We start from the raw sequence: 23,824 nt of genomic DNA, 5'->3' as shown, positions 1-23,824 counted from the left end.
TGCGACCGCCAGTCGACGATCCGAAAAAATCACCTGGGCCCGCCGCAAGGCGCGGGCGACGGGAGATTGAGAGACTATATTTACGGGACCGGTGTCTAAACCGGTCCCGTAAACGGATCCGAAGCGCAGCGGCCGAAAATGGATAGCGGCCAACCGGTCGTCGCGCTTCATGTTTGAAACGAGCTCGTGATCCCGCCGGATGGCCTCGGCGGGCGAGCATCGAGGCGAAGACGATGGCGGACGACGCAGGCATCATCAATCAGGTCTTGACCGAGACCTCCTTCCTCTACGGCGCGAACGCCGCATTTGTTGAGGATCTCTACGCCCAGTGGGCGGAGAACCCCGGGTCGGTCGAGCCCTCTTGGAACGCCTTCTTCTCCTCGCTCGCCGAGCAGGCCGACCAGGTCAAGCGCGCCGCCAAGGACCCGGCCTGGACGCCCAAGAGCGTTCCCGCCGCCCGCCCCGACTGGCTTTCGGCGCTTGACGGCCAGTGGGCCAGCGTCGCCCCCGCCGTCGAAGCCAAGATCGCCAAGGCCGTCGAGGGCAAGGCCCCCGGCGCTTCCGCCGAAGCCGTCCGCGCCGCCACGCTGGACAGCCTGCGCGCCATCATGATGATCCGGGCCTACCGGATGCGCGGCCACCTCGCCGCCAACCTCGACCCGCTGGGCCTGGATCCCGCCAAGGACGCCAGCGAGCTCGACCCGGCCACTTACGGCTTCGCCGAGGCCGACTACGACCGCCCGATCTTCCTCGACTTCGTGCTGGGTCTGGAGACCGCCACGATCCGCGAGATCCTGTCGATCCTGCGCCGCACCTACTGCGGCAACGTCGGCGTCCAGTACATGCACATCTCCGACCCGGCCGAGAAGGCCTGGCTTCAGGAGCGCATCGAAGGCCGCGACAAGGAAATCGTCTTCACCAAGGAAGGCAAGGTCGCCATCCTCAAGAAGCTGATCGAGGCCGAAGGCTTTGAACGCTTCCTGCACAAGCGTTTCCCCGGCACCAAGCGCTTCGGCCTCGACGGCGGCGAAGCCATGGTCCCGGCCATGGAACAGATCATCAAGCGCGGCGGTTCGCTGGGCGTGAAGGACATCGTCCTGGGCATGCCGCACCGCGGCCGCCTGAACGTGCTGGCCGCCGTGATGGGCAAGCCCTACCACGTGATCTTCCACGAATTCCAAGGCGGCTCGTCGGTCCCCTCCGACGTCGAAGGCTCTGGCGACGTGAAGTACCACATGGGCGCCTCGTCGGACCGTGAGTTCGACGACAACAAGGTCCACCTGTCGCTCACCGCCAACCCGTCGCACCTGGAAATCGTCAACCCGGTCGTCATCGGCAAGGCCCGCGCCAAGCAGGCCTTCCTGCTGCGCGAAACCCCGGACGCCGGCCGCGGCCACGTCCTGCCGCTGCTGCTGCACGGCGACGCGGCCTTCGCCGGCCAGGGCGTCGTGGCCGAGTGCTTCACCCTGTCGGGCCTGAAGGGCTACCGCACGGGCGGCACCATCCACTTCATCGTCAACAACCAGATCGGCTTCACCACCAGCCCGCGCTACTCGCGCTCGTCGCCGTACCCCAGCGACATGGCCCTGATGGTCGAGGCCCCGATCTTCCACGTGAACGGCGACGATCCCGAAGCCGTGGTGTTCGCGGCCAAGGTCGCCACCGAATATCGCCAGATGTTCGGCAAGGACGTGGTCATCGACATGGTCTGCTACCGTCGCTTCGGTCACAACGAAGGCGATGATCCGACCATGACGTCGCCGCTGATGTACGCGAAGATCAAGGGCCACCCCTCGACGCGCGAACTGTACGCCAACCGCCTGATCGCCGAAGGCCAGATCAGCCAGGCCGAGTCCGACGCCTGGGTCGGCGAGTTCGAGACCTTCCTCGACAAGGAATTCGAGTCCGGCAAGAGCTACAAGGCCAACAAGGCCGACTGGCTGGACGGCAAGTGGAAGGGCCTGGCCCAGCCGGGCGACGAAGAGCGCCGCGGCAAGACCGACGTGCCGCTCGCCAAGCTGCAGGAACTGGCCGCCAAGATCACGGCCATCCCGGAACGCATCGACGCCCACAAGACCGTGCGCCGCGCGATCGAGAACCGTCGTGACGCCTTCACCAAGGGCGAAGGCCTTGACTGGGGCGCCGCCGAGCACATGGCCTTCGCCACCCTGCTCGACGAAGGCTTCCCGGTTCGCCTGTCGGGCCAGGACTCGGTCCGCGGCACCTTCACCCAGCGCCACTCCGACGTCATCGACCAGAAGACCGAAGAGCACTACACGCCGCTGAACAACATCCGCCCCGGCCAGGCCAACTACGAAGTCATCGACTCGGCCCTGTCGGAAGAAGCGGTGCTGGGCTTCGAGTACGGCTTCTCGCTGGCCGACCCGAACACCCTGACCCTGTGGGAAGGCCAGTTCGGCGACTTCGTGAACGGCGCCCAGGTGGTGATCGACCAGTTCATCAGCTCGGGCGAACGCAAGTGGCTGCGCATGAGCGGTCTGGTGATGCTGCTGCCGCACGGCTACGAAGGCCAGGGCCCCGAGCACAGCTCGGCCCGCCTCGAGCGCTTCCTGCAGTCGTGCGCGGAAGACAACATGCAGGTCGTCAACTGCACCACGCCGGCCAACTACTTCCACGCCCTGCGTCGCCAGATGCACCGTGAGTACCGCAAGCCGCTGATCGTGATGTCGCCCAAGAGCCTGCTGCGCCACAAGCGCGCCGTCTCGAACCTGTCGGACCTGGCCGAAGGCACCGCCTTCCACCGCGTGATGGTGGACGGCGCCGAAGCCGGCTGCGACGTCGGCGGGATCACGCTGAAGAGCGACGACCAGATCAAGCGCGTCATCATGTGCTCGGGCAAGGTCTACTTCGACCTGATCGACCAGCGCGCCAAGACCGGCCGCGACGACGTCTACATCCTGCGCCTGGAGCAGTTCTATCCCTGGCCGATGAAGTCGGTCATGGGCGTCCTGAACCGCTTCAAGAACGCAGAACTGGTGTGGGTGCAGGAAGAGCCGAAGAACATGGGCGGCTGGACCTTCGTCGATCCGTGGATCGAGCTGACCCTCGACAAGATGGACATCAAGGCCAAGCGGGCCCGTTACGTCGGCCGTCCGGCCAGCGCCTCGACCGCCGCCGGCCTGATGAGCCGCCACCTCAAGGAGCTCGAAGCCTTCCTCACCGAAGCCTTCGCCTAAGAGCACCAACCTTCAAGCCGCCGCGCCCTCGGACTTGTTCGATAGGCGCGGCGGCCTAAGTTCGTTTAGACCCCCGACCGCCAGATCAAAGAGACATCGGAACCTGACATGGCCGACATCATGACCCCCGCCCTGGGCGAATCCGTCACCGAAGCGACGGTCGCCCGCTGGACCAAGAAGGCCGGGGAGGCCGTGAAGAAGGACGAGCTGCTCGTCGAGCTGGAAACCGACAAGGTCAGCCTCGAAGTGGTCTCGCCGGCCGACGGCGTCCTGGCCGCGATCAGCGCCGAGGAAGGCGCCACCGTGGTTCCGGGCACGGTCCTGGGCGTGGTGACCGAAGGCGCGACCGCCTCGGCCGCTCCGGCCGCCGCCGCTCCGGCCCCGGCCGCTGCTCCGGCGCCCGCCCCGGCTCCGGCTCCCGCCGCTGCGGCCCCTGCCGCCCCGGCCGCCGCTCCGGTCAGCCCGGCCCCGGCCCGCGTCGCCGCCGAAAACAACCTCGACCTGTCCAAGGTCGTCGGCACCGGCAAGGACGGCCGCGTGACCAAGGGCGACGCTCTCGCCGCCCTGGAAGCCCGCGCCAGCGCCCCGGCTCCGGCCGCCGCTCCGGCCGCGCCGCGCGCCCTGCACGAACGCGAAGAGCGCGTGAAGATGACGCGCCTGCGTCAGACGATCGCCCGCCGCCTGAAGGAAGCCCAGAACACGGCCGCCATGCTGACGACCTTCAACGAGGTCGACATGACGGCGGTCATGGCCCTGCGCGCCCAGTACAAGGACGTGTTCGAAAAGCGTCACGGCGTGAAACTCGGTTTCATGTCGTTCTTCACCAAGGCCGTCGTGGCCGCGCTGAAGGCGATCCCGGACGTCAACGCCGAGATCGACGGCCAGGACGTCATCTACAAGAACCACTACGACATCGGCGTCGCCGTCGGCACCGACAAGGGCCTGGTGGTTCCGGTCGTCCGTGACGCCGACGTGCTGAACCTGGCCGAGATCGAAAAGACCATCGGCGACCTCGGCAAGAAGGCCCGCACCGGCGGCCTGGCCATCGAGGACATGCAGGGCGGCACCTTCACGATCACCAACGGCGGCATCTACGGTTCGCTGATGTCGACCCCGATCCTGAACGCGCCGCAGTCGGGCATCCTGGGCATGCACGCGATCAAGGAACGCGCCATGGTCGTCAACGGCAAGATCGAGATCCGTCCGATGATGTACCTGGCCCTGTCGTACGACCACCGCGTCGTCGACGGCGCCGGCGCCGTGACCTTCCTGGTCAAGGTCAAGGAAGCCCTGGAAGACCCGCAGCGCCTGCTGCTGGACCTGTAAGGTCCGGTTCGATCCAGAACGACGAAGGGGCCGCGAAAGCGGCCCCTTTTTCTTTGGTCAGAAGATCCTCTCCCTCTGGGGGAGGCGGCCCGGAGAGCCGGAGGGGGGACGGTTTCAGCTCCCGAAACGACGGCCGATTTCCCGACTACGCCCCCCTCCGACCGCTACGCGGTCTCCTCCCCCATGGGGGGGAGGGTCCTCATTCCGCGTCCCACCTGAACGCCGCGTCGATCCAGTCGCCGATGCGGCCGTCCGGACGGGCCAGGCCGTAGACCGCCGCCATTTCCTCGTCGGTCAGGGCGAAGTCGAAGATCGCGAAGTTCTCGGCCAGGCGAGCCGGGTTCTTGGTGCGCGGAATGGTGACCACGCCCTGCTGCACCTGCCAGCGCAGGGTCACCTGGCCCGGCGTCTTGCCGTACTTCTCGCCGATCGCCTTCAGCACCGGATCGCCCGCGACCTTGCCCTGGGCCAGGGGCGACCAGGCGGTGATCGAGGCGCCCAGCTTGTCGGCCGCAGCCCGCAGGGTCTTCTGCGACAGGTAGGGGTGGTACTCGACCTGGTTGGTGGCCAGCGGGGCTTCGGACAGCTTGGCCGCCTCTTCCCACAGCGCCGAGGGGAAGTTCGACAGGCCGATCGCCCGCGCGCGGCCGTCAGCCTTCACCGCGTTCAGGGCGGCGATGGTTTCCGACAAGGCCGGCTTGGGCTTGGGCCAATGCAGCAGCAGGAGGTCGACCTGGTCGACCCGCAGCTTCCTAAGGCTCTCGTCGACCGAGCGCTGCAGGTCGCCCTCGGCGAACTTGTCGATCCACACCTTGGTGGTGACGAAGATCTCGCCGCGCGCCACGCCCGTCGCCGCCAGGGCAGCGCCGACGTCCTGCTCGTTGCCGTAGATCTGGGCGGTGTCGACATGCCGATAGCCAAGCTCCAGCGCCTGCTCGGTCATGGTCTGGGCCAGGCCGTTCTCCAGCTGGTAGGTGCCCAGGCCGATGGCGGGGATCTCGACATCGCCCGAACGGACGCCGGGGGTGGGGTTCGACATGGAAAGCTCCGCAAAATCTGGTCAGGCGGATATAGGCGCCCTCACAGGCCTTCGTCATGGGCCCTGGCGACCTTCTTCGGCACGCAGGCGCGCCAGTGACGCTCGATCAGGCGCTTGACCGTCCCGGCCTCGACCGCCGACAGCCGCGCCAGCACCATCGGATAGTTCCGGTAGTGGTCGGTGAAATAGAACACCTCGGGCGCCGCCTCGATCAGCATCTCGCGCTCGTCGAACGGCACGCCGGGCAGCACCAGGCTGTCGCCGTCCTCCTTCAGCCGCGTCAGGAACTTGCCGTTCGCCTTCAGGCAGGGATAGCCATAGGACGTCCCGTCCGCGACCAGCGGCAGGGCCAAGGCGAACGCGCGGACCTCGTCATAGGTGATGGGCATGGGCGAAGCTCCCCTGGCGCGACTATAGAGGGACCATGAGCGCGGAAAACACCCTGAAGACGCCGATCCTCGTGCTGGGCGCCACCAGCCTGATCGGAACCTTCCTGATGGAGCGGCTGCAGGCCGCCGGCCACGAGCCCATGGGGCTTTCGCGGAGACCTCCGGGTGGAGACGCCTGCTGGATCGACGCCGACCTCAAGGGCGGCGACCTGGCCGAACAGCTGCCCGGCGCGGCCACGGTGTTCTCCCTGTCGCCGATCTGGCTGCTGCCGGCCGTGCTGCCGCTCTTGAAGGCGCGCGGCATGAAGCGCCTGGTGGCCTTCTCCTCGACCAGCCGTTTCACCAAGGAGACCTCGCCCGAGGCCTCCGAGCGCGCCGTGGCCAAGGCCCTGGCCGACGCCGAAGCCGCCGTCGAGGCTTTCTGCGCGGAGCAAGACGTCGCCTGGACCATCCTGCGCCCCACCCTGATCTATGCCGAGGGCCGCGACGGCAATGTCAGCCGGCTGGCCGGCCTGATCCGCCGCTTCAAGGTGCTGCCGCTGTCGGGATCCGGCGGGGGCCTGCGCCAGCCGGTGCACGCCGACGACCTGGCCGCGGGGGCCATCGCCGCCGCCACGGCCCCGGCCGCCTTCGACCGGGCCTACGCCCTGGTCGGCGGCGAGACCCTGCCCTATCGCGAGATGGCCCGCCGGGTGTTCGAGGGCCTGGGCCGGCGCCCGGCCATCCTGGTTCTACCGCCCTGGCTGTTTTCCCTGCTGCTGACCCTGGCCAGGCCGTTCTTCCCAGGAGCCACGGCGGCCATGGGCGCGCGCATGAGCCAGGATCTGACGTTCGACGCCTCGGACGCCGTCAGGGATTTCGGGTGGTCGCCGCGGGATTTCAGGCCGCGGTTCTGACCCCCTCCGGCCCTCCGGGCCACCTCCCCCAAAGGGGGGAGGATCTAACGACGCCGAGCCAAGAAGATGCTCCCCCTCTGGGGGAGCTGTCGCGGAGCGACTGAGGGGGCCTGCGCAGGCGTCAAGCCAACCCCGCCCTTCCATAATACAGCATCCCCGCCGTCGGCCGCTTCAGGCCACGGCGGATCCGCGGCCCGAACTTCGTCGTCGACAGCAGGCGCGAGACCATCGCCTCGTCGCCAGCGCGGCGGAACGCCCGGGCCGAGGCCGACCACAGGGCCGTGGTGGCCGGATGCGGCAGGACGACGCCCGCCGCCAGGCCCAGGGCCAGCAGGCCGTAGCCGGCGATGCGGTTCGAGATCGGGTCGGGACGGGTCATCGGATGTCTCCTTTCATGGGGTGGAGGAGGACCGCCGGGGGCTGGGCGGGTGGCGGTCCTCCTCGGGCCGCCGAGCGAGCGTCTACTCGGCGGCGATGGGGGCCGCGTCGAACGCGATCCCCAGTCTCGAAGCGACTCCGGCGGCATAGGCCGGGTCGGCGCGGTGGAAGTGGACCAGCTGGCGACGCACGATCGCTTCCGGCACGCCCTGCATGGCCGCGGCGATGTTGCCGAACAGCTGGGCCTGCTGGGTCGGGCTCATCAGCCGGAAGAGGGCCCCCGGCTGGGCGTAGTCGTCATTGCCCGCTCGGTGATCGAACCGGTCGGCGTCGCCGTACAGCGGCAGCGGCGGCTCGGCCGCGGACGGCTCCTGCACCGGCCCGCCGAAGCTGCTGGGCTCGTACCAGGCCTGCGTCCGCTTCGGCGCGTCGAAGCGCATGGCGCCGTCGGCGTGGTAGTGGTTCACCGGGCAGCGCGGACGATTGACCGGCAGCGCCTCGTAGTGCGTGCCCACCCGGTAGCGGTGCGCGTCGGCATAGGCGAACAGCCGGCCTTGCAGCACCCTGTCGGGCGAGAAGCCGATCCCGGGCACGATGTTCGACGGCGAGAACGAGCTCTGCTCGACCTCGGCGAAATAGTTGTCCGGATTGCGGTTCAGCTCCAGCACGCCGACCTCGATCAGCGGGAAGTCGGCATGGGGCCACACCTTGGTCAGGTCGAACGGGTCGAAGGCCGTCTCGCGCGCCTGGGCCTCGGTCATGATCTGCACCTTCAGGGACCAGCGGGGGTATTCGCCGCCCTCGATGGCCTCGAACAGGTCGCGCTGGGCGCTCTCGCGGTCGCCCGCGATCACCGCATTGCCCTCTTCGTTGGTCCAGGTGCGGACGCCCTGCTGGGACTTGAAGTGGAACTTCACCCACACCCGCTCATTGGCGGCGTTGATGAAGCTGTAGGTGTGACTGCCGAAGCCGTGCATGTGGCGATAGCCCTGCGGCAGGCCGCGGTCCGAGAACAGGATCGTCACCTGGTGCAGGCTCTCGGGGCTCAGGCTCCAGAAGTCCCACATCGCCGTCGGCGAGCGCAGGTTCGACACCGGGTGGCGCTTCTGGGTGCGGATGAAGTCGGGGAACTTCAGCGGGTCGCGGATGAAGAACACCGGGGTGTTGTTGCCCACCAGATCCCAGTTGCCCTCGTCGGTGTAGACCTTCAGGGCGAAACCGCGCACGTCGCGCTCGGCGTCGGCCGCGCCGCGCTCGCCGGCCACGGTGGAAAAACGCAGCAGCACCTCGGATCGGGCGCCCGGCTGCAGGGCCTTGGCCTTGGTGTAGCGGCTGATGTCGTGGGTGATGGTCAGCGTGCCGTAGGCCGCCGAGCCCTTGGCGTGCACGACACGCTCGGGGATGCGCTCGCGGTTCTGGTGCGCCAGCTTCTCGATCAGTTGGTAGTCCTGCATCAGCAGAGGACCGCGCGGGCCGGCCGACAGGCTGTTCTGGTTGTCCGCGACGGGCGCGCCGGCCGTGGTGGTCAGGGTGTCTCGGGTCATCTGCGCCTCTTGGTCATGCCTTGACCCTGAAGGTGCCGCAGATGGATCTATTGATCTAATCGTTCGTTTTTTGCGTCGAAATCGAAATTGTCTATGGAAGCTGGTTCACCGTCGCCTCCAGCCAGCGCTGCATCCGTACCCGCCTGACGCCGACCCCGATCAGGACCAGGGCCAAGAGGAGCAGCGAGAATCCCGCCGCGAACGGCGCGAGCTCGCGACTGGAGAACCAGACCATGACGGGAAAACCCACGAGCCCCAGCAACTCGCCGGACCACATCCGGTGCAGGCGCAGGACAAGGCTCGTCTCGCCCCGCTCTGGCTCGATGCTGATCACGCCCCGCTTGAAGCCCCTGAACAGCCCGCCGCCGATCCCTCCAGGCCGCCCGGCCGTGGGGAAGTAGGTCTGGCGGAAGACGACCTGGTCGTCGCGGACGCTGGCCCAGTTCACGCTGGCCTTCAGCAGCCGGTCGCGCACCGCCAGCAAGGCCGTCTCGACGACGGGATCGCCGTGCAGCGGCGCACGCAGGACAAGGCCGGTACAGGGCGACATGGGCTCGCGATCTCCACATGGTTGAGCTTGTATCGACCCTTAGCCGATCCGCCCGGCGCGCGACAGGTTGCAGAGCGCCATCGGTGGGCGCTAAGCCTCCGCCATGACCGCCATCCTGCCCGACGCCGCCGCCGCCAACTGGGTCGACCGCTACGCGCCCGTGTCCTTGCGTCCCTGGCTGAAGCTGGGGCGGTTCGACCGTCCGGCCGGCATCTGGCTCTTGATGCTGCCCGGCTGGCAGGGCATCGCCCTGGCGGCGGCCGAGCAGGGCCAGCTGCCCAATCCCTGGCTGCTGATCGCCTTCTTCGTGGGGGCGGCGCTGATGCGGGCGGCCGGCTGCGCCTTCAACGACATCGTCGACCGCGACTTCGACGCCCAGGTGGCCCGCACCGCCCTGCGCCCGATCCCGGCCGGCCTGATCACCGTCAAGCAGGCCTGGCTGTTCCTGGTGGGATGCAGCCTGACGAGTTTCCTCATTCTGATCTGCCTGGGCTGGGTCGCCATCGGCCTGGGCGTGGCCTCGCTGCTGCTGGTGGCCGGCTATCCGTTCATGAAGCGCATCACCTGGTGGCCGCAGGCATGGCTGGGCCTGACCTTCAACTGGGGCACCCTCCTGGGCTACGCCGCCGCCACCCACACCCTGTCGTGGTCGGCCGCCCTGCTCTACGCCTCGGGCATCTTCTGGACCCTGGGCTACGACACGATCTACGCCATCCAGGACATCGAGGACGACGCCCTGGCCGGGGTGAAGTCGTCGACCCGGCGCCTGGGCGCCAAGGTCCGCGAGGGCGTGGCGGTGTTCTACGTCCTGGCCTTCGTGCTGGCGCTGGCCGCCGCATGGGTCGGGGGCCTGGGGCCGCTGTTCCTGCCGCTGCTGGGCCTCTTCGGCCTGCACCTGTCGCGCCAGGCCGTGGCCGTGCGCGTCGACGACGGCCCCGGCGCGCTGAAGATCTTCAAGTCCAACGCCCAGGCCGGCGCGATCCTGGTCCTGGCCCTGGTGGCGGGGCTGTGGAGCCCGGCGGGGTTCTGAGGGAAGGCCCCTCAGTCGGCTTTGCCGACAGCTCCCCCAGAGGGGGAGCATCTTCAAGGAGCGCCGGCGCCAAGAAATCCTCCCCCTCTGGGGGAGGTGGCCCGGAGGGCCGGAGGGGGGCTTCTCAGCTTTCGAGGCGTCGGCCGACTTCGCAGCCACTCCCCCCACCGATCGCTGCGCGATCGCCTCCCCCACAGGGGGAGGCTCCTAGAACGGTCCCGCCCGATAGATCCGCTCCATCGACCGCTCCAGCTCGCCCAGTCGGCGGTCGTAGGCCCGGTTCAGGCAGGCGCGGTTGGCCTTGCAGTTCGCGCGGTCGTTCAGCCAGGCCTGCTGGCCGTCCATCAGCGCCCCGCGCGCGCCCATGCCCATGGTGCGCTTGTTGATGTCGTAGAGCACGCTCATCCGCACGTCCTTGTTGTCGAGCCCCCGGTCCGCGCAGATCGCCCGCTCGTCGGCCCGCCTGGCCTTGGCGCAGTCGAAGCTGGCCGCGTGGGCGCCACCGGCGAGACCAAGCGAGACAAGGGCGGCGGCGACGAGCAAGCGCATGAAAACTCTCCGGAAACAGACCTGACCTAACGGCATTCTGTCGGCCAGAACCTGAATGTGCGATGATCCGTTCCATGGCCGTCGCCGCCCGCATCAAGCCGCAGGAGCTGTTCGCGCCCGAGGAATGGGCTCGCCTGTCGGCGCGCTCGTCCTGGCGCGGGATCGCCATGGTCGCCCACGCCTGGGGCGTGATCCTGGCGGCCGGCGCCCTCTTCGTGATCTGGCCCAACCCGCTGACCTATCTCGTGGCGGTCATGCTGATCGGCGCGCGGCAGCTGGGCCTGGCGATCCTGATGCACGAGACCGCGCATGGCGGCCTGCACCCCAACCTCAAGCTCAACGACTGGCTGGGCGAGTGGCTGTGCGCCGCGCCCCTGGGCGCTTCGCTCAGCAGCTACCGCCCCTACCACCTGACCCACCACAAGTTCGCCCAGCAGGCGGAAGACCCCGACCTCGTGCTGTCGGCGCCGTTCCCGACCACCCGCGCCTCGCTGCGCCGCAAGATCGTCCGCGACCTCACGGGCCAGACCTTCTTCAAGCAGCGGCTGGGACCAATCATCGCCGGCCTGAAGCAGCGCGGCCACGGCCAGGCCCCCGGCGCGATCTTCGCCCGCGCGGCGGCGGGCCAGAAGCGGTTCCTGCTGATCAACCTGGCCATGCTCGTGGTGTTGAGCGCCGCGGGCCTGTGGTGGGCCTGGCTGGCGCTCTGGATCGTGCCGATGGCCACCTGGTTCCCGCTCGTCACCCGCCTGCGCAACATCGCCGAGCACGCCCTGGTGGCCAAGGACGAGCCCGACCCGTTCCGCCACGCCCGCACCACCCGCGCCAACTGGCTCGAACGCGCCCTGGTCGCGCCCTACCACGTCAATTTCCACGCCGAGCACCACCTGTTCATGCACGTGCCCTGCTGGAACCTGCCCCGCGCCCACCGGCTGCTGCGGGAAAAGGGGCTGACCGAGGGCATGCTGACCGCGCCGGGCTATCTGACGGTGCTGAAGGCGGCGTCCGGGAAGGCGGCCTGACCCTATATTTTCCCGTCATTCCCGCCCTTGTGGCGGGAACCCCTCCATAAGCCGCAAGGGCAGATGTGGCGGATCGCAGGCGATCCGCTGGCGCCTCGCGTGCGAGCGGAACCAGGGGTTCCCGCCACAAGGGCGGGAATGACGGGCGGATAGGTTGGCGCCCTACTGGTCTGGCCGCCGCACCAATGCTCTAACCCGCCCCATGATCGTCCAGACCCTGGAAGGCCGCCGGGCCTTCATCGCCGAGAACACCCGCCTGCTGCCCACGCCGCACGCGCCGGAATTGGTGCTGCACCTGGCCGACGAGATCACGCCGCTGTGGAAGCTGACGGAAGAGGCGCTGGAAGAGATCGGCCTGCCGCCGCCGTTCTGGGCCTTCGCCTGGGCGGGCGGCCAGGCCCTGGCGCGCTATGTTCTGGACCACCCCGAAATCGTGCGCGGCAAGACCGTGATCGACTTCGCCACCGGCTCAGGCATCGTCGCGGTGGCGGCGATGAAGGCGGGCGCCAAAAGCGTGCTGGCGGCCGACATCGACGTCTTCTGCGAGGCGGCCGTGGCCATGAACGCGGCGGCCAACGGCGTCGAGATCGCCTTCACCGACGCCAACCTGCTCGACGCCCCGCCGCCGCCGGCCGACGTGCTGCTGGCCGGCGACATCTGCTACGAGGGGCCGATGGCGGCCGCCGTCATGGCCTGGCTGGGGAAGGGCCGCGCGGCCGGGGCCACGGTGCTGGTCGGCGATCCGGGCCGCACCTACTTCCCCAAGGACGGCCTGGAAAAGCTGGCCGAGTACCAAGTGCCCACCACCCGCGAGCTGGAAGACCTGGCGATCAAGCGCACCAGCGTCTGGACTCTGCCCTGAGCCCCACCTAGAACATAATAAGAACATTTCGAGGAGCACGCCCATGCGCGAAGACGGCAAGATCGACTACATCGAATGGGCGGGCGGCGAGCTGCCGGCGACCAAGGCCTTCTACGCCGCCGCCTTCGGCTGGAGCTTCACCGACTACGGCCCCGGCTACACCGCCTTCGAGGGCCAGGGCGCCGACGGCGGCTTCGTGGGCGACATCACCGAAGAGCCGGCCAAGCCGCTGGTCATCCTCTACGCCAACGACCTCGAAGCCATGGAGGCCAAGGTGGTCGCCGCCGGCGGCGTGGTGGTGAAGCCGATCTTCGAATTCCCCGGCGGTCGCCGCTTCCACTTCATCGACCCGGCCGGCAACGAACTGGCCGTCTGGAGCGCCACCGGGTTCGAGTGACCCCTCAGTCGCTCCGCGGCAGCTCCCCCTGAGGGGGAGCATTCACGGCGATAAATCCTCCCCCTCTGGGGGAGGTGGCCCGGAGGGCCGGGGGGGACGGTCTCAGCTTTCGTAGAGTTGGCCGTAGTCAGTCGCTTCGGGCCGCCTCCCTGCACCTCCCCCGTAAAACGGGGGAGGTGGCGCGGCGCTATAAGCGCCGTGACGGAGGGGGCGACGGCCGGCACGGCGCCCAGTCCCGCCCCCTCCACCGCTTCGCGGTCCCCCTCCCCCGCGAGCGGGGGAGGGGCAAGGCCCCCACCGCCAATTCCTGGCAGCAGCCTGTCGGCAGGACGTTCCTTATCGGCCGCAACAGGCCTATCTAGCCGCCCATGAGCGATTTCGACGACACGGACGACCAGGGGGACGGGGGCGGCGGCAAGCGCCGGGCGCTGTCCAACGGCCAGGTGCTGGGCTTCCTGGCGCGGTTCTGGCTGCGCCGCAAAGCGATCTTCGCCGCCGGCGTGAGCCTGACCCTGGTGGCGGTGGCCTTCGACCTCGCTTTGCCGTGGGCCTCGGGCAAGCTGATCGACGTGGTCGCCGCCGGCCACAAGGACCAGGCCTGGGGCGCCTGGGCGGCCTTCGTCGGCGTCTACCTGGCCTTCTCGTTGATCCGTAACGTCGCGCACCGGTTCTGGATTCCGCTGGCCGCCCGCAACATGGAAGAGATGACCAACGAGGGCTTCGCCCGCGTCCAAGCCTTCTCGTCCGACTGGCACGCCGACAGCTTCGCCGGCGCCACGGTGCGTAAGCTGACCCGCGCCATGTGGGGCTATGACAGCGTCACCGACGCCTTCACCATCTGGCTCGTGCCCAGCCTGATCGTGCTGGTCGGCCTGTCAGTGATGATGCTGGTGCGCCAGCCCCTGGCCGGCGCCATCTCGCTGGTCGTGGTGGTGCTGTACCTGGCGGTGAACCTGTGGATCACCGAGCGCTATGTCCGCCCGTCCAACCTGAAGTCCAACGCCCTGGATTCCGCCATCGGCGGGGCCCTGGCCGACGCCGTGACCTCCAACCCGACCGTCAAGGCCTTCGGCGCGGAAGGCCGCGAGACCGAGCGCCTGGCCCAGGTCACCGCCGCCTGGCGCGACGCGGTGATGGTCACCTGGAACCGCTTCACCGACGTCTGGCTGGGCCAGAACCTGCTGCTGGTGGTCCTACAGGCGGGCCTGTCGGGCGCGATGGTCTGGAGCTGGCTGCAAGGCCAGGCCGGCCCCGGCGACGTCGCCTTCGCCATCACCGCCTTCCTCCTGATGAGCGGCTATCTGCGCAACATGGGCGAGAACATCCGCATGCTGCAGAAGGGCCTGGACGACAGCGAGGACGCCGCCGCCTGGGCCACGCTGTCGCCGCAGATCGCCGACCAGGCGGGCGCGCCCGACTTCGTCCCCGGCCCCGGCGAGATCGCCTTCCAGGGCGTGACCTTCGCCTACCGCAACGCCGGCGCGCCGCTGTACGACCGCTTCTCGCTGGACATCGCGCCGGGCGAGAAGGTGGCGCTGGTGGGCCCCACGGGCTCGGGCAAGTCGACCTTCGTCAAGCTGATCCAGCGCCTGCACGACCTGCAAGGCGGACGGATCCTGATCGACGGCCAGGACGTGGCCCGGGTGACGCAAGGGTCCCTGCGCCGCGCCATCGCCGTGGTGCCGCAGGACCCGGCCCTGTTCCACCGCTCCCTGCTCGACAACATCGCCTACGGCCGCCCCGACGCGACCTTCGACCAGGTCGTGGAAGCCGCCAAGAAGGCCCGCGCCCACGACTTCATCCTCAAGCTGCCGCATGGCTACGACACCCTGGTCGGCGAGCGCGGCATCAAGCTGTCGGGCGGCGAGCGCCAGCGCGTGGCCATCGCCCGCGCCTTCCTGACCGACGCCCCGATCCTGGTTCTGGACGAGGCCACCTCGTCGCTCGACGTCGAGACCGAGGCCCTGGTGCAGGAAGCCGCCGAGGCCCTGATGCAGGGCCGCACGACGATCGTCATCGCCCACCGCCTGTCGACCGTGCGCGGCGCCGACCGGATCCTGGTGTTCCAGAACGGCCGCGTTGTCGAGGAAGGCCGCCACGCCGACCTCAAGGCCGCTGGCGGGGTCTATGCCCGGCTGAACGCGGTCAGCGAGGGCGCCTAGGGCGCCGCCATCAGCGGGTTGACGACTTGCCGCCGCCCCTCTTCTCCGGCAGCGGAGCCAGCTTGGCCGGCGGCGGCTCCCTGCGCTCGCAGCCCATCTGGCCCAGCGTCATGTGATGGCGCTGGCCGGCGATCTCCAGGTCGGGCAGCGACGGCGGCAGCGGCTTCAACTGGCCGGCCGCGAAGACGTCGCGGATGTTGTAGGTCGGACACTCTGACAGGCCAACCTGCCCATACTCCTCCCACCTGGCCGCACCCCGACGGTAGATGACGATGTCCGGGCCGCTCGACATCAGCAGCTCGGGCCCACCCTGGGCGTCGATATCGACGAGGGTGGCGATGCACCAGCTGTCCGGATCATAGTCGCACCCTGCGAGCGGCAGAGCTCCGGGGCTGGTGAACTGGGTCGCGAAGTCGGCCGGCAAGACCTGGCCGGCTGGCAGCATCTGCGCACGGGCGAGCACGCCCTTGTTGCGCTCGATAATGGAGGGCTCCTGCCTCTTTACCACTCGCCGCGCAGAAGCCTCCAAGTAGGTCTTCGGCGTGGCCTTGGCCGCCTGGGCGATCGCCGGGTCGGCGTGTTGCTCCAACGCGTCGAACGCCTTTTTTCCCGTTGGGCCGGACCCGAACCGCAGGAACTCGAAGTCGAAGGCCCCGGGCTTGACCTTCCCGCTCTCCAACCGCGCCACCTGGCTGTTCACCGACAGCCGCACCGGATCGGCGATCGGGGTGAACAGCGCCAGCAGCACGGCGACGGCCACGAAGGCCAGGGCGATGTTGGTCGCCTCCAGCGGCTTCATCCAGGCGCCGGGCTTGAGGGCCGCGATCGCGTAGCCGATCGCATAGCCCGCCGCGACCACGACACAGGCGCCGCCGTACACCCGCTCGGGGGTCAGGCCGTACTGGTTCACCCGCAGCCAGATGGCGTAGCCGGCGAGCACCGTGATAGGGGCCAGCAGCAGGCCGGCGATCCGCGCCGCCCAGGCCAGCACGGTCGGCGGCCGCTCGGTCCCGTCCTGATAGGCGGCGTTGGTCAGCACGATCAGGAAGGCCGCCGCCGTCAGCAGCAGGGCCGCCGCCTTCTTGGTGGCCCACAGCAGGTCCAGCCCCTTGAACGGCAGGGTCGCCAGGAAGCCGGCGGCGATCAGCACCATCAGCGGCAGCAGCCAGGCCAGCAGGGTCAGCGACACCGTCCGCACCCCGCGCACCAGGCCGGCGCGCACGTCGGTCAGCTGCACGGCGGCGGCGAACATCACCGCCGTCGCCGGCCACGAGAACCACGGCTGGTCGATCAGCTTGTTGATCGCCTCGATGCCGATCATCGAGAACAGGGCCGAGGCCAGGTGCAGCAGCAGCCAGAACGCGCCGGTGAACAGGGCCGACAGCGCCAGCTGCACGCCGTGCTTCCAGGTCTCGTCGAAATACGTGGTGAAGCGCGCGATCGGCCGGCGCTCCATCTCGGCCGGCTGCACCAGATGATGGCCGATGAACAGCAGGACGGCGATCGCCAGCATCGCCACGCCCTCCGGGATCACCGACCGGGGCCGGATCTCGGCCTGACCGCTGTGGACGGCGTAGGCGGCCAGCCCGGCGGCCACCAGCACCGCGACCAGCTTCCAGGCCGCCAGCCGGCTCAGGCGCATGGTCGACAGGCCGGCCAGCACCACGAACGGCACGAAGATCGCGACCGCGGCGATGGCGGCGAACACCGCCGGCTGGGTGGCCGGCCAGGCCTTGGCCTGCAGCGCGTGGTCCAGGCAAAACAGCAGCAGGCCCTGGGCCAGGCCCGTCGCCAGGCGCAGCATCGCCAAGCGGCGCACGGCCTTGGGATCGGCGGTCTCGGGCGCGGGATCGGTCATGGCGTCGTTTCGCTCAACTCTGGAAGGCGCCCGCAAGGGAGCACGCCTATCGCGGCGCGACTAGGGCGAAGCTTGCCGCTTCACCCATCCCGACGCCTTGCCCCGACGCACGCCCACCCCTAGGTTCCGCCGCGTTCCAGGAGTTTCCCGCCCATGGCCTACCGCTCGCTTCGCGAATTCATCGACGTGCTGGAGGCCCAGGGCGAGCTGGTGCGGGTCAAGGAGCCGGTGTCGTCCGTCCTTGAGATGACCGAGATCCAGACCCGGCTGCTGGCCACCGGCGGCCCGGCGGTGCTGTTCGAGCACGTGCTGCTGCCCGACGGGTCGCGCTCGCCGATGCCGGCCCTGGCCAACCTGTTCGGCACGGTCAAGCGCGTGGCCATGGGCGTGACGCTGGGCGGCGAGCCGCGCACCACCGCCGGCGAACTGCGCGAGGTGGGCGAGCTCCTGGCCTTCCTCCGCCAGCCCCAGCCGCCCAAGGGCCTGAAGGACGCCATCGACATGCTGCCGCTGGCCAAGACGGTGCTGTCGATGCGCCCCGGCACGGTCAAGAAGGCCCCCGTGCAGGAGGTCGTGCTGACCGGCGACCAGATCGATCTGGCCAAGCTGCCGGTGCAGACCTGCTGGCCGGGCGAGCCGGCGCCGCTGATCACCTGGGGCCTGGTGGTCACCAAGGGCCCCAGCGACGACCGCGAGGACGACTTCAACCTCGGCATCTACCGCATGCAGGTGCTGGGCAAGGACAAGGCGATCATGCGCTGGCTGGCCCACCGCGGCGGCGCCCAGCACTACGCCCGCCACAAGAAGGCCGGCAAGAAGGAGCCCCTGCCCTGCGCCGTCGTGCTGGGCGCGGACCCAGGCACCATCCTGGCCGCCGTGACGCCGGTGCCCGACACCCTTTCCGAGTACCAGTTCGCCGGTCTGATGCGCGGCGCCAAGCTCGACCTCGTGCCCTGCAAGACCGTGCCGCTGATGGTCCCGGCCCAGGCCGAGATCGTGCTGGAGGGCCACGTCCTGCTCGACGAGTACGAGGACGAGGGCCCCTACGGCGACCACACCGGCTACTACAACAGCGTCGAGAAATTCCCGGTCTTCCAGGTGACGGCGATCACCATGCGCAAGGACCCGATCTATCTCACCACCTTCACTGGCCGGCCGCCGGACGAGCCCTCGGTGCTGGGCGAGGCGCTGAACGAGGTGTTCATCCCGCTGATCCGCCAGCAGTTCCCCGAGATCGTCGACTTCTGGCTGCCGCCCGAGGGCTGCTCCTACCGCATCGCCGTGGTGTCGATGAAGAAGGCCTATCCGGGCCACGCCAAGCGGGTGATGCTGGGCGTGTGGAGCTACCTGCGCCAGTTCATGTACACCAAGTGGGTGATCGTCGTGGACCACGACATCAACGCCCGCGACTGGAAGGACGTGATGTGGGCGATCAGCACCAAGATGGATCCCGCCCGGGACATCACGGTGATCGAGCACACCCCGATCGACTATCTCGACTTCGCCAGTCCGGTGAGCGGCCTGGGCAGCAAGATCGGCCTCGACGCCACAGACAAGTGGGAGCCCGAGACCAATCGCGAGTGGGGCGAGGAGATCCGCATGGACCAGTCGGTGATCGACGCGGTCAGCGAAAAGTGGTCGCGCCTGGGCCTGCCGGGCGAGGGCAAGCCGATCTGGAAGGGCAAGTAGTCCGAAGGAAGGCCCGTCTTGATCATCACCCTGACATCGAAGGCCTGGTACGACGCCAAGGATCAAACGCTCTTCGCGCTCCCCATGCTTGAAGACGCGCTGCAACCCGCGCTCGGCGCCGACTATGGCGGGCTCGCCGCCTTCCATGCGGTGTTGGTGGCAATGGAGCCCGACGAAGCCGGAAATGCTCCCCATCGGAAGACCTTCGAAAAGGTCGGCCGATTTCCTGGTACGGACCTTCGCTTCCTCAGCGTGTCGGTCGGGTTCTCCTCGGAGGAAATCGTCAAGATGACGGGCACCGAGGTAGCGCGCGTCTTTGCGATACGTCTGAAGGAGCGCCTCGCCGACCGACCCGCGCGCCTGCCGAAGGCTTTCGACTACCCGCGTTTTCACGCGGATATCTCGCAAGCGCTGGACGCCTTCATCGCCTCGGCGGGCGCTTGCGGCGATCCCGGCTCTCCATTTCCCTGCCCCCGGGATGACAATGGAATCACAGCGGGCTGATATGCGTATCCTGACCTTCGCGGCGCTGGCCGCGGCCCTGATGGCGAGTGCGAGCATGGCCCAAACCCCAACCAAGAAGCCCTGGGACGAAGCCTTCCTGCCGCCGGCCCCGCAGTGGCAAGGCGCCAGCCAAGCCCTGATCCGCGACAAGGCCGATCCCTGGGTGACGCCGTTCGAGGCCGATCCGGGCCACGACTTCTCGCCGACCTACGCCGACACCCGCGCCTGGTTCGACAGGCTGGACAAGGCGAGCAAGCTGGTGCGCGTCGAGGACTTCGGCGTCTCGCCCGAGGGTCGTCCGATCTTCGCGGTGATCGCCAGCAAGGACGGCGACAAGCTGGACCCGAAGAAGCCGCTGCTGCTGGTTCAGTGCGGCATCCACCCCGGCGAGATCGACGGCAAGGACGCGGGCATGATGCTGCTGCGCGACATGGCCTTTCACGGCAAGGACGCCTTGCTCGACAAGGTCAACCTGGTGCTGATCCCGATCCTGTCGGTCGACGGCCACGAGCGCTCGGGCCCCTATTCGCGCCCCAACCAGCGCGGACCGCGCATCCAGGGCTGGCGCAACACCGCCACCAACCAGAACCTCAATCGCGACTTCATGAAGCTCGACCAGCCCGAGATGCAGGCGCTGAAGCGGCTTCAGGCCAAGTACCGGGCCGACCTTTACGTCGACGTCCACGTCACCGACGGCATGGATTACCAGTACGACGTCACCTACGGCTACAACGGCGAGGACGGTGTCTGGTCGCGCTCGCCGGCCACCGCCAAGTGGCTGGACGACGCCTTCAAGCCGGCGATGAACCAGAGCCTTGAGGCCGAGGGCCACATCCCGGGCGAGCTCGTCTTCGGCATCGACGAGCGCAACCCCAAGGCCGGCCTGTCGGACGGCGGTCTTGGCGAGCGGTTCTCCAACGGCTGGGGCTCGGCCGCCCACGTGCCGACCATCCTGATCGAGAACCATAGCCTCAAGCCCCACGCCCAGCGCGTGCTCGGGACCTACGTCTTCATCGAGACGGCGCTGGAGCTGCTGGCGCAGAAGGGCGACACCCTGCGCGCCGCGATCGCCGCCGACAGCGCCCTGCGCCCGGCGACCATCCCGGCCAACTTCGTCGCCGACGACAAGCCGAGCGTGGCCCGCCTCTTCAAGGGAATCCGCTACGAGACCTACGAGAGCGCCGCCTCGGGCGCGACCGAGATCCGCTGGCTGGGCGAGGCCGACCCGGAGCTGTGGCAGCTGCCGTTCTACAGCTCCCACCCCACCCTGCAACTGGCGCGCCCCAAGGCCTATTGGGTGCCCAGCTACCGCGCCGACATCATCGAGCGGCTGAAGCTGCATGGCGTGAAGGTCGAAACGCTGGATGCGCCCCAAACCGTACCGGTCGAGATGCTGCGCCTCGTGGACCCCAAGCTCGCCCCGCGCGCCAACGAGGGCCACGTCCAGATGAGCGTGGAGCAGGTGACGACGGAAGCCCGCGACTGGACCTTCCCCAAGGGCTCGGTGCGGGTGTCGACCGACCAGCCGCTGGGCGACCTCGTGGTGCTGCTGCTGGAGCCGCAATCGAGCGAAAGCGTCTTCGCCTGGGGCATGGTCCCCGAGGTGCTGAGCCGCGTCGAATATATCGAGCCCTACGCCATCGCGCCCCTGGCCGAGAAGATGATGGCCGCCGATCCGGCGCTGAAGGCCGAGTTCGAGGCCAAGCTGGCCGCCGAGCCCAAGTTCGCCGCCGATCCCGACGCCCGCCTGGCCTGGTTCTACAAGCGCACGCCCTTCTACGACCAGCGCCACCTGCTCTACCCGATCGCCCGGGAGAAGTAGGCGGCAAAGGTCGAGGCCCTCTTTTCGCCCCCTCTTCCATAGGGAGAGGGAGGGGCCCGCCGCGAAGCGGTGGGAGGGTGAGGGTTTTCACCGCCAGCAGGCGAATCCGAGAAGGCGGCCAACCGCGACGCGCCGCTGCACGAACGCCGCGCTTCATTCCGCGAGTTTGTTACCTCTCACCCCTCCCAAGGCCGCTCCGTCCCATACCGCTCCAACAACACGTCCACGGCCACCCGCAGCTTGGCGCTCAGATACGGCGTGCGGGGCCAGACGAGGTTGACCGGCAGGGGGCTGTCGAACACGCCGTCCAGCACCGTCTCCAGCCGTCCGGCCGCAAGGTCTGCGGCGACCAGCCAGCGGGGGACCATGGCGATCCCCGCGCCAGCCAGCGTGGCCTGCGCCAGCATCTGCGCATCGCCCAGCCGCACCCGGCCGTCGACCGCCAGGCTGCGCGCCGCGCCGTCCGCGTCGACATAGGGCCAGGGCGTGGGACGGCCGTCGCGGGCCTCGACCAGGCAGGCGTGGGCGGCGAGGCCCTCGACGATGTCGGGGCGTCCGCGCGCGTCGAGATAGGCCGGGGTGGCGCAGAGCACCCGCCGCTGCGCGCCCAGCGACCGGGCCACGAGACCGGCGCGATCGTCCAGAGCGCCGATGCGCACCGCCAGGTCGACGCCCTCGCCGGTCAGGTCGACCGGGCGGGCGTCGAAGCTCGCCTCCAGCCGCAAGGCCGGCCAGCGGGCCAGCAGGTCCAGCAGCACAGGCATGACGAAGGCCCGGCCCAGCAGCGGCGGCAGGGCCACGCGCAGCAGGCCCGACGGCTCGCCCCGGCCCTGTCTCAGCTCGGCCTCGGCCTGGGCGAGGCCCGCCAGAGCGGCGACGCAGCGGGCGTGATAGAGGCGGCCGTCCTGCGTCAGGGCCACGCTGCGGGTGGTGCGGGCCAACAGGCGCACGCCCAGCCTGGCCTCCAGCCGCGCCACCGCCTTGCCCACCGCCGACGGTGAAAGCCCCAGCACCGGCGCTGCGGCCGCGAAGCCGCCATGCTCGGCCACGGCCACGAAGGCCCGCACGCCGCTGTATCCGTCGAGGGAGGGGATCGAGGCCATTCCCGAACTGATGTCCGGAATGATCGGAATTCAAGTCGTTTCCGTCGCCGCGCGCCGCCGCCTAAGCCTTGGGCCATGCGATATGATGACAAGACCCTGGTGGTGATCGGCGGCGGCTCGGGGATCGGGCTGGCCACGGCGAAGGCCTTCGTCGAGGGCGGCGGACAGGTGGTGATCGGCGGGCGGTCGCTCGATCGGCTCGAGACCGCGCGCGAACGCCTGGGTCCCAACGCCCGGGCGGCGGCGGTCGACCTGTTCGACCCCGCCTCGGTGGCCCGCTTCTTCGCGCTGGTCGACCGCATCGACCACCTGTTCACCCCGGCCGCCACCTACACCATCGCGCCCTTCGATCATCCCGACGAGGCGGCCCTGGCCTCGCCTTTCGACGGCAAGTTCTGGGGCCAGGTCCGCTGCGTGCGCGCCGCCGCGCCGAAGCTTTCGCCCGACGGCTCGGTGGTGCTGATGTCTGGCGCCGCCAGCGCCCGGCCGCCCAAGGGCGCGGCCCTCTACGCGGCCGCCAACGGCGCGATTGAGGCGTTCGGGCGCGGTCTGGCGGTCGACCTGGCGCCCATCCGAGTCAACGTGATCGCGCCGGGCACGATCGACGGCGACTTCTGGGCCCGGCGCCCCGCCGAGGTTCGCGACGCCGCCTTCGCCGGCCAGGCCGCCGGCTCGCTGGCCGGCCGCCCCGGAACCGAGGCCGAGATCGCCCAGGCGGTGCTGTTCCTCCTGACCAACGGCTTCACCACGGGGACGACGCTGTTCACGGACGGCGGCTACAGCCTGCGCTGAGGATTTGGGCCACGCCCCTCAACATCCGTCATTCCCGCCCTTGTGGCGGGAACCTCTGGTTCCGCCCGTGCGTAAAACGCCAGCGGATCGCTGGCGATCCGCCCCATCTGCCCTCGCGGCTGAGAGAGGGGTTCCCGCCACAAGGGCGGGAATGACGGGAGTATGGGGCAAGGTCGTAGGCAGACGCCCATTCAAAGCCAAGCTTCCGTCACGTCACCAGTTGCCATGAGCGCGGAAGCCAGGGCCTTATGCGGCCCCGCTTTCTGTACGAAGGGTCCGTCGATGGACGTTTCCGCTTCCGGTCATGCCGCCGCCCTGTGGGCCGGCCTGCATGTCTTCCTGCTGCTGGTGCTGTCGCTGCTGGTCGTGCGCGGCCGCCAGAAGCACAAGGTGGCCCTGGGCGACGGCGGCGTGCCCGAGCTGGCCCAGGCCGTGCGGGCTTTCGGCAACGCCAGCGAATATGTCCCCACGGGCCTGGGCGTCCTGGCGGTGCTGGCCGTGGTCGGCGCGCCATCCATCGCCATCCACGGGGTGGGCCTGGTCCTGTTCGCCGGCCGCCTGATCCACGCCGTGGGCCTGTCGCGTAGCGGCGGCGCCTCGGTGCCGCGCGCCATCGGCATGATCTGCACCTGGCTGGCCTACGTCTTCGGCGGCGTGATCCTGCTGTTCTACGCCATTCCCTAAAACCGGAGGCGGTGCTTGCCCCGCCCCTCCC

Annotated in this window: 21 protein-coding genes; 13 read left to right on the top strand and 8 right to left on the bottom strand. The window is 69.1% G+C overall.

What is annotated here, in order from left to right; all coding sequences use genetic code 11:
* Positions 1–233 precede the first annotated feature (233 nt).
* Both SGCZBJ_RS05265 and odhB read left to right on the top strand, forming a co-directional pair.
* Positions 234–3,197, top strand: coding sequence for a 2-oxoglutarate dehydrogenase E1 component (locus tag SGCZBJ_RS05265; protein ID WP_101716974.1), 2,964 nt, complete (start codon positions 234–236; stop codon positions 3,195–3,197).
* 108 nt (positions 3,198–3,305) lie between these two features.
* Positions 3,306–4,523: a 2-oxoglutarate dehydrogenase complex dihydrolipoyllysine-residue succinyltransferase gene (gene odhB, locus SGCZBJ_RS05260; RefSeq protein ID WP_101716973.1), complete on the top strand. Its 1,218-nt coding sequence runs from the start codon at positions 3,306–3,308 to the stop codon at positions 4,521–4,523.
* A gap of 199 nt (positions 4,524–4,722) precedes the next feature.
* Here odhB and SGCZBJ_RS05255 read toward each other — a convergent pair whose 3' ends face one another.
* Both SGCZBJ_RS05255 and SGCZBJ_RS05250 read right to left on the bottom strand, forming a co-directional pair.
* A complete protein-coding gene (locus SGCZBJ_RS05255) occupies positions 4,723–5,562 on the bottom strand; it encodes an aldo/keto reductase (protein ID WP_101716972.1) in 840 nt (279 codons plus the stop codon).
* A 41-nt stretch (positions 5,563–5,603) separates the two neighbouring features.
* A complete protein-coding gene (locus tag SGCZBJ_RS05250; RefSeq protein ID WP_101716971.1) occupies positions 5,604–5,951 on the bottom strand; it encodes an MmcQ/YjbR family DNA-binding protein in 348 nt (115 codons plus the stop codon).
* 35 nt (positions 5,952–5,986) lie between these two features.
* Between SGCZBJ_RS05250 and SGCZBJ_RS05245 the strand changes: the two genes are divergently transcribed.
* A complete protein-coding gene (locus SGCZBJ_RS05245) occupies positions 5,987–6,847 on the top strand; it encodes an NAD-dependent epimerase/dehydratase family protein (RefSeq protein WP_101716970.1) in 861 nt (286 codons plus the stop codon).
* A 121-nt stretch (positions 6,848–6,968) separates the two neighbouring features.
* Here SGCZBJ_RS05245 and SGCZBJ_RS05240 read toward each other — a convergent pair whose 3' ends face one another.
* The 3 genes from SGCZBJ_RS05240 to SGCZBJ_RS05230 form a co-directional block, all read right to left on the bottom strand.
* A complete protein-coding gene (locus SGCZBJ_RS05240; protein ID WP_101716969.1) occupies positions 6,969–7,226 on the bottom strand; it encodes a hypothetical protein in 258 nt (85 codons plus the stop codon).
* Positions 7,227–7,308: 82 nt separating this feature from the next.
* On the bottom strand, positions 7,309–8,769 hold the full coding sequence (locus SGCZBJ_RS05235) for a catalase (RefSeq protein WP_101716968.1): 1,461 nt from the start codon (positions 8,767–8,769) through the stop codon (positions 7,309–7,311).
* A gap of 91 nt (positions 8,770–8,860) precedes the next feature.
* Positions 8,861–9,319: a hypothetical protein gene (locus SGCZBJ_RS05230; protein ID WP_101716967.1), complete on the bottom strand. Its 459-nt coding sequence runs from the start codon at positions 9,317–9,319 to the stop codon at positions 8,861–8,863.
* Positions 9,320–9,422: 103 nt separating this feature from the next.
* Between SGCZBJ_RS05230 and ubiA the strand changes: the two genes are divergently transcribed.
* Positions 9,423–10,349: a 4-hydroxybenzoate octaprenyltransferase gene (gene ubiA, locus SGCZBJ_RS05225; RefSeq protein WP_101716966.1), complete on the top strand. Its 927-nt coding sequence runs from the start codon at positions 9,423–9,425 to the stop codon at positions 10,347–10,349.
* Between the two features lie 207 nt (positions 10,350–10,556).
* Here ubiA and SGCZBJ_RS05220 read toward each other — a convergent pair whose 3' ends face one another.
* On the bottom strand, positions 10,557–10,898 hold the full coding sequence (locus SGCZBJ_RS05220; protein WP_101716965.1) for a lysozyme inhibitor LprI family protein: 342 nt from the start codon (positions 10,896–10,898) through the stop codon (positions 10,557–10,559).
* Positions 10,899–10,972: 74 nt separating this feature from the next.
* On the opposite strand from SGCZBJ_RS05220, the gene SGCZBJ_RS05215 reads away from it, so the two are divergent.
* From SGCZBJ_RS05215 to SGCZBJ_RS05200, 4 genes are all read left to right on the top strand, one after another.
* On the top strand, positions 10,973–11,920 hold the full coding sequence (locus tag SGCZBJ_RS05215) for a fatty acid desaturase family protein (RefSeq protein WP_101717250.1): 948 nt from the start codon (positions 10,973–10,975) through the stop codon (positions 11,918–11,920).
* Positions 11,921–12,122: 202 nt separating this feature from the next.
* Positions 12,123–12,782 (top strand): class I SAM-dependent methyltransferase, encoded by a 660-nt coding sequence (locus tag SGCZBJ_RS05210; RefSeq protein ID WP_101716964.1) that lies wholly within the window; start codon positions 12,123–12,125, stop codon positions 12,780–12,782.
* 43 nt (positions 12,783–12,825) lie between these two features.
* Entirely contained in the window at positions 12,826–13,179 is a 354-nt protein-coding gene (locus SGCZBJ_RS05205) for a VOC family protein (RefSeq protein ID WP_101716963.1), read from the top strand.
* Between the two features lie 368 nt (positions 13,180–13,547).
* Complete coding sequence (locus SGCZBJ_RS05200; protein ID WP_101716962.1) at positions 13,548–15,341, top strand: ABC transporter ATP-binding protein; 1,794 nt, start codon at positions 13,548–13,550, stop codon at positions 15,339–15,341.
* A gap of 10 nt (positions 15,342–15,351) precedes the next feature.
* Here SGCZBJ_RS05200 and SGCZBJ_RS05195 read toward each other — a convergent pair whose 3' ends face one another.
* On the bottom strand, positions 15,352–17,199 hold the full coding sequence (locus SGCZBJ_RS05195) for a DUF4153 domain-containing protein (protein WP_101716961.1): 1,848 nt from the start codon (positions 17,197–17,199) through the stop codon (positions 15,352–15,354).
* 153 nt (positions 17,200–17,352) lie between these two features.
* Here SGCZBJ_RS05195 and SGCZBJ_RS05190 point away from each other — a divergent pair, with 153 nt between their 5' ends.
* Genes SGCZBJ_RS05190 through SGCZBJ_RS05180 form a run of 3 tightly spaced genes read left to right on the top strand, consistent with a single transcriptional unit; the run spans position 17,353 to position 21,214 of the window.
* Positions 17,353–18,888 (top strand): UbiD family decarboxylase, encoded by a 1,536-nt coding sequence (locus tag SGCZBJ_RS05190; RefSeq protein WP_101716960.1) that lies wholly within the window; start codon positions 17,353–17,355, stop codon positions 18,886–18,888.
* A gap of 18 nt (positions 18,889–18,906) precedes the next feature.
* Positions 18,907–19,392, top strand: a complete 486-nt coding sequence (locus SGCZBJ_RS05185; RefSeq protein ID WP_101716959.1) for a hypothetical protein — start codon at positions 18,907–18,909, stop codon at positions 19,390–19,392.
* 7 nt (positions 19,393–19,399) lie between these two features.
* Positions 19,400–21,214, top strand: coding sequence for a M14 family metallopeptidase (locus SGCZBJ_RS05180; RefSeq protein WP_101717249.1), 1,815 nt, complete (start codon positions 19,400–19,402; stop codon positions 21,212–21,214).
* A 176-nt stretch (positions 21,215–21,390) separates the two neighbouring features.
* On the opposite strand, the gene SGCZBJ_RS05175 is transcribed toward SGCZBJ_RS05180, so the two are convergent.
* On the bottom strand, positions 21,391–22,317 hold the full coding sequence (locus SGCZBJ_RS05175) for a LysR family transcriptional regulator (RefSeq protein WP_101716958.1): 927 nt from the start codon (positions 22,315–22,317) through the stop codon (positions 21,391–21,393).
* Positions 22,318–22,392: 75 nt separating this feature from the next.
* Here SGCZBJ_RS05175 and SGCZBJ_RS05170 point away from each other — a divergent pair, with 75 nt between their 5' ends.
* Both SGCZBJ_RS05170 and SGCZBJ_RS05165 read left to right on the top strand, forming a co-directional pair.
* Positions 22,393–23,109, top strand: coding sequence for an SDR family oxidoreductase (locus SGCZBJ_RS05170; RefSeq protein ID WP_101716957.1), 717 nt, complete (start codon positions 22,393–22,395; stop codon positions 23,107–23,109).
* A gap of 282 nt (positions 23,110–23,391) precedes the next feature.
* Entirely contained in the window at positions 23,392–23,793 is a 402-nt protein-coding gene (locus tag SGCZBJ_RS05165) for an MAPEG family protein (RefSeq protein ID WP_101716956.1), read from the top strand.
* Positions 23,794–23,824 lie beyond the last annotated feature (31 nt).

It is taken from the genome of Caulobacter zeae, assembly GCF_002858925.1.
In the GTDB taxonomy this organism is placed as follows: domain Bacteria; phylum Pseudomonadota; class Alphaproteobacteria; order Caulobacterales; family Caulobacteraceae; genus Caulobacter; species Caulobacter zeae.
Note: the sequence above shows the minus strand (reverse complement) of the source record. Positions and strands in the feature narration are given on the sequence as shown.

Bases quoted from the DNA above. Each gene is read 5' to 3' on its own strand.
- SGCZBJ_RS05175 (WP_101716958.1), bottom strand. From the start codon at position 22,317: ATGGCCTCGATCCCCTCCCTCGACGGATACAGCGGCGTGCGGGCCTTC.
- SGCZBJ_RS05220 (WP_101716965.1), bottom strand. From the start codon at position 10,898: ATGCGCTTGCTCGTCGCCGCCGCCCTTGTCTCGCTTGGTCTCGCCGGT.
- SGCZBJ_RS05255 (WP_101716972.1), bottom strand. From the start codon at position 5,562: ATGTCGAACCCCACCCCCGGCGTCCGTTCGGGCGATGTCGAGATCCCC.
- ubiA (WP_101716966.1), top strand. From the start codon at position 9,423: ATGACCGCCATCCTGCCCGACGCCGCCGCCGCCAACTGGGTCGACCGC.
- SGCZBJ_RS05210 (WP_101716964.1), top strand. From the start codon at position 12,123: ATGATCGTCCAGACCCTGGAAGGCCGCCGGGCCTTCATCGCCGAGAAC.
- SGCZBJ_RS05195 (WP_101716961.1), bottom strand. From the start codon at position 17,199: ATGACCGATCCCGCGCCCGAGACCGCCGATCCCAAGGCCGTGCGCCGC.
- SGCZBJ_RS05200 (WP_101716962.1), top strand. From the start codon at position 13,548: ATGAGCGATTTCGACGACACGGACGACCAGGGGGACGGGGGCGGCGGC.
- SGCZBJ_RS05170 (WP_101716957.1), top strand. From the start codon at position 22,393: ATGCGATATGATGACAAGACCCTGGTGGTGATCGGCGGCGGCTCGGGG.
- SGCZBJ_RS05190 (WP_101716960.1), top strand. From the start codon at position 17,353: ATGGCCTACCGCTCGCTTCGCGAATTCATCGACGTGCTGGAGGCCCAG.
- SGCZBJ_RS05165 (WP_101716956.1), top strand. From the start codon at position 23,392: ATGGACGTTTCCGCTTCCGGTCATGCCGCCGCCCTGTGGGCCGGCCTG.
- odhB (WP_101716973.1), top strand. From the start codon at position 3,306: ATGGCCGACATCATGACCCCCGCCCTGGGCGAATCCGTCACCGAAGCG.
- SGCZBJ_RS05215 (WP_101717250.1), top strand. From the start codon at position 10,973: ATGGCCGTCGCCGCCCGCATCAAGCCGCAGGAGCTGTTCGCGCCCGAG.
- SGCZBJ_RS05235 (WP_101716968.1), bottom strand. From the start codon at position 8,769: ATGACCCGAGACACCCTGACCACCACGGCCGGCGCGCCCGTCGCGGAC.
- SGCZBJ_RS05240 (WP_101716969.1), bottom strand. From the start codon at position 7,226: ATGACCCGTCCCGACCCGATCTCGAACCGCATCGCCGGCTACGGCCTG.
- SGCZBJ_RS05205 (WP_101716963.1), top strand. From the start codon at position 12,826: ATGCGCGAAGACGGCAAGATCGACTACATCGAATGGGCGGGCGGCGAG.
- SGCZBJ_RS05230 (WP_101716967.1), bottom strand. From the start codon at position 9,319: ATGTCGCCCTGTACCGGCCTTGTCCTGCGTGCGCCGCTGCACGGCGAT.
- SGCZBJ_RS05245 (WP_101716970.1), top strand. From the start codon at position 5,987: ATGAGCGCGGAAAACACCCTGAAGACGCCGATCCTCGTGCTGGGCGCC.
- SGCZBJ_RS05265 (WP_101716974.1), top strand. From the start codon at position 234: ATGGCGGACGACGCAGGCATCATCAATCAGGTCTTGACCGAGACCTCC.
- SGCZBJ_RS05250 (WP_101716971.1), bottom strand. From the start codon at position 5,951: ATGCCCATCACCTATGACGAGGTCCGCGCGTTCGCCTTGGCCCTGCCG.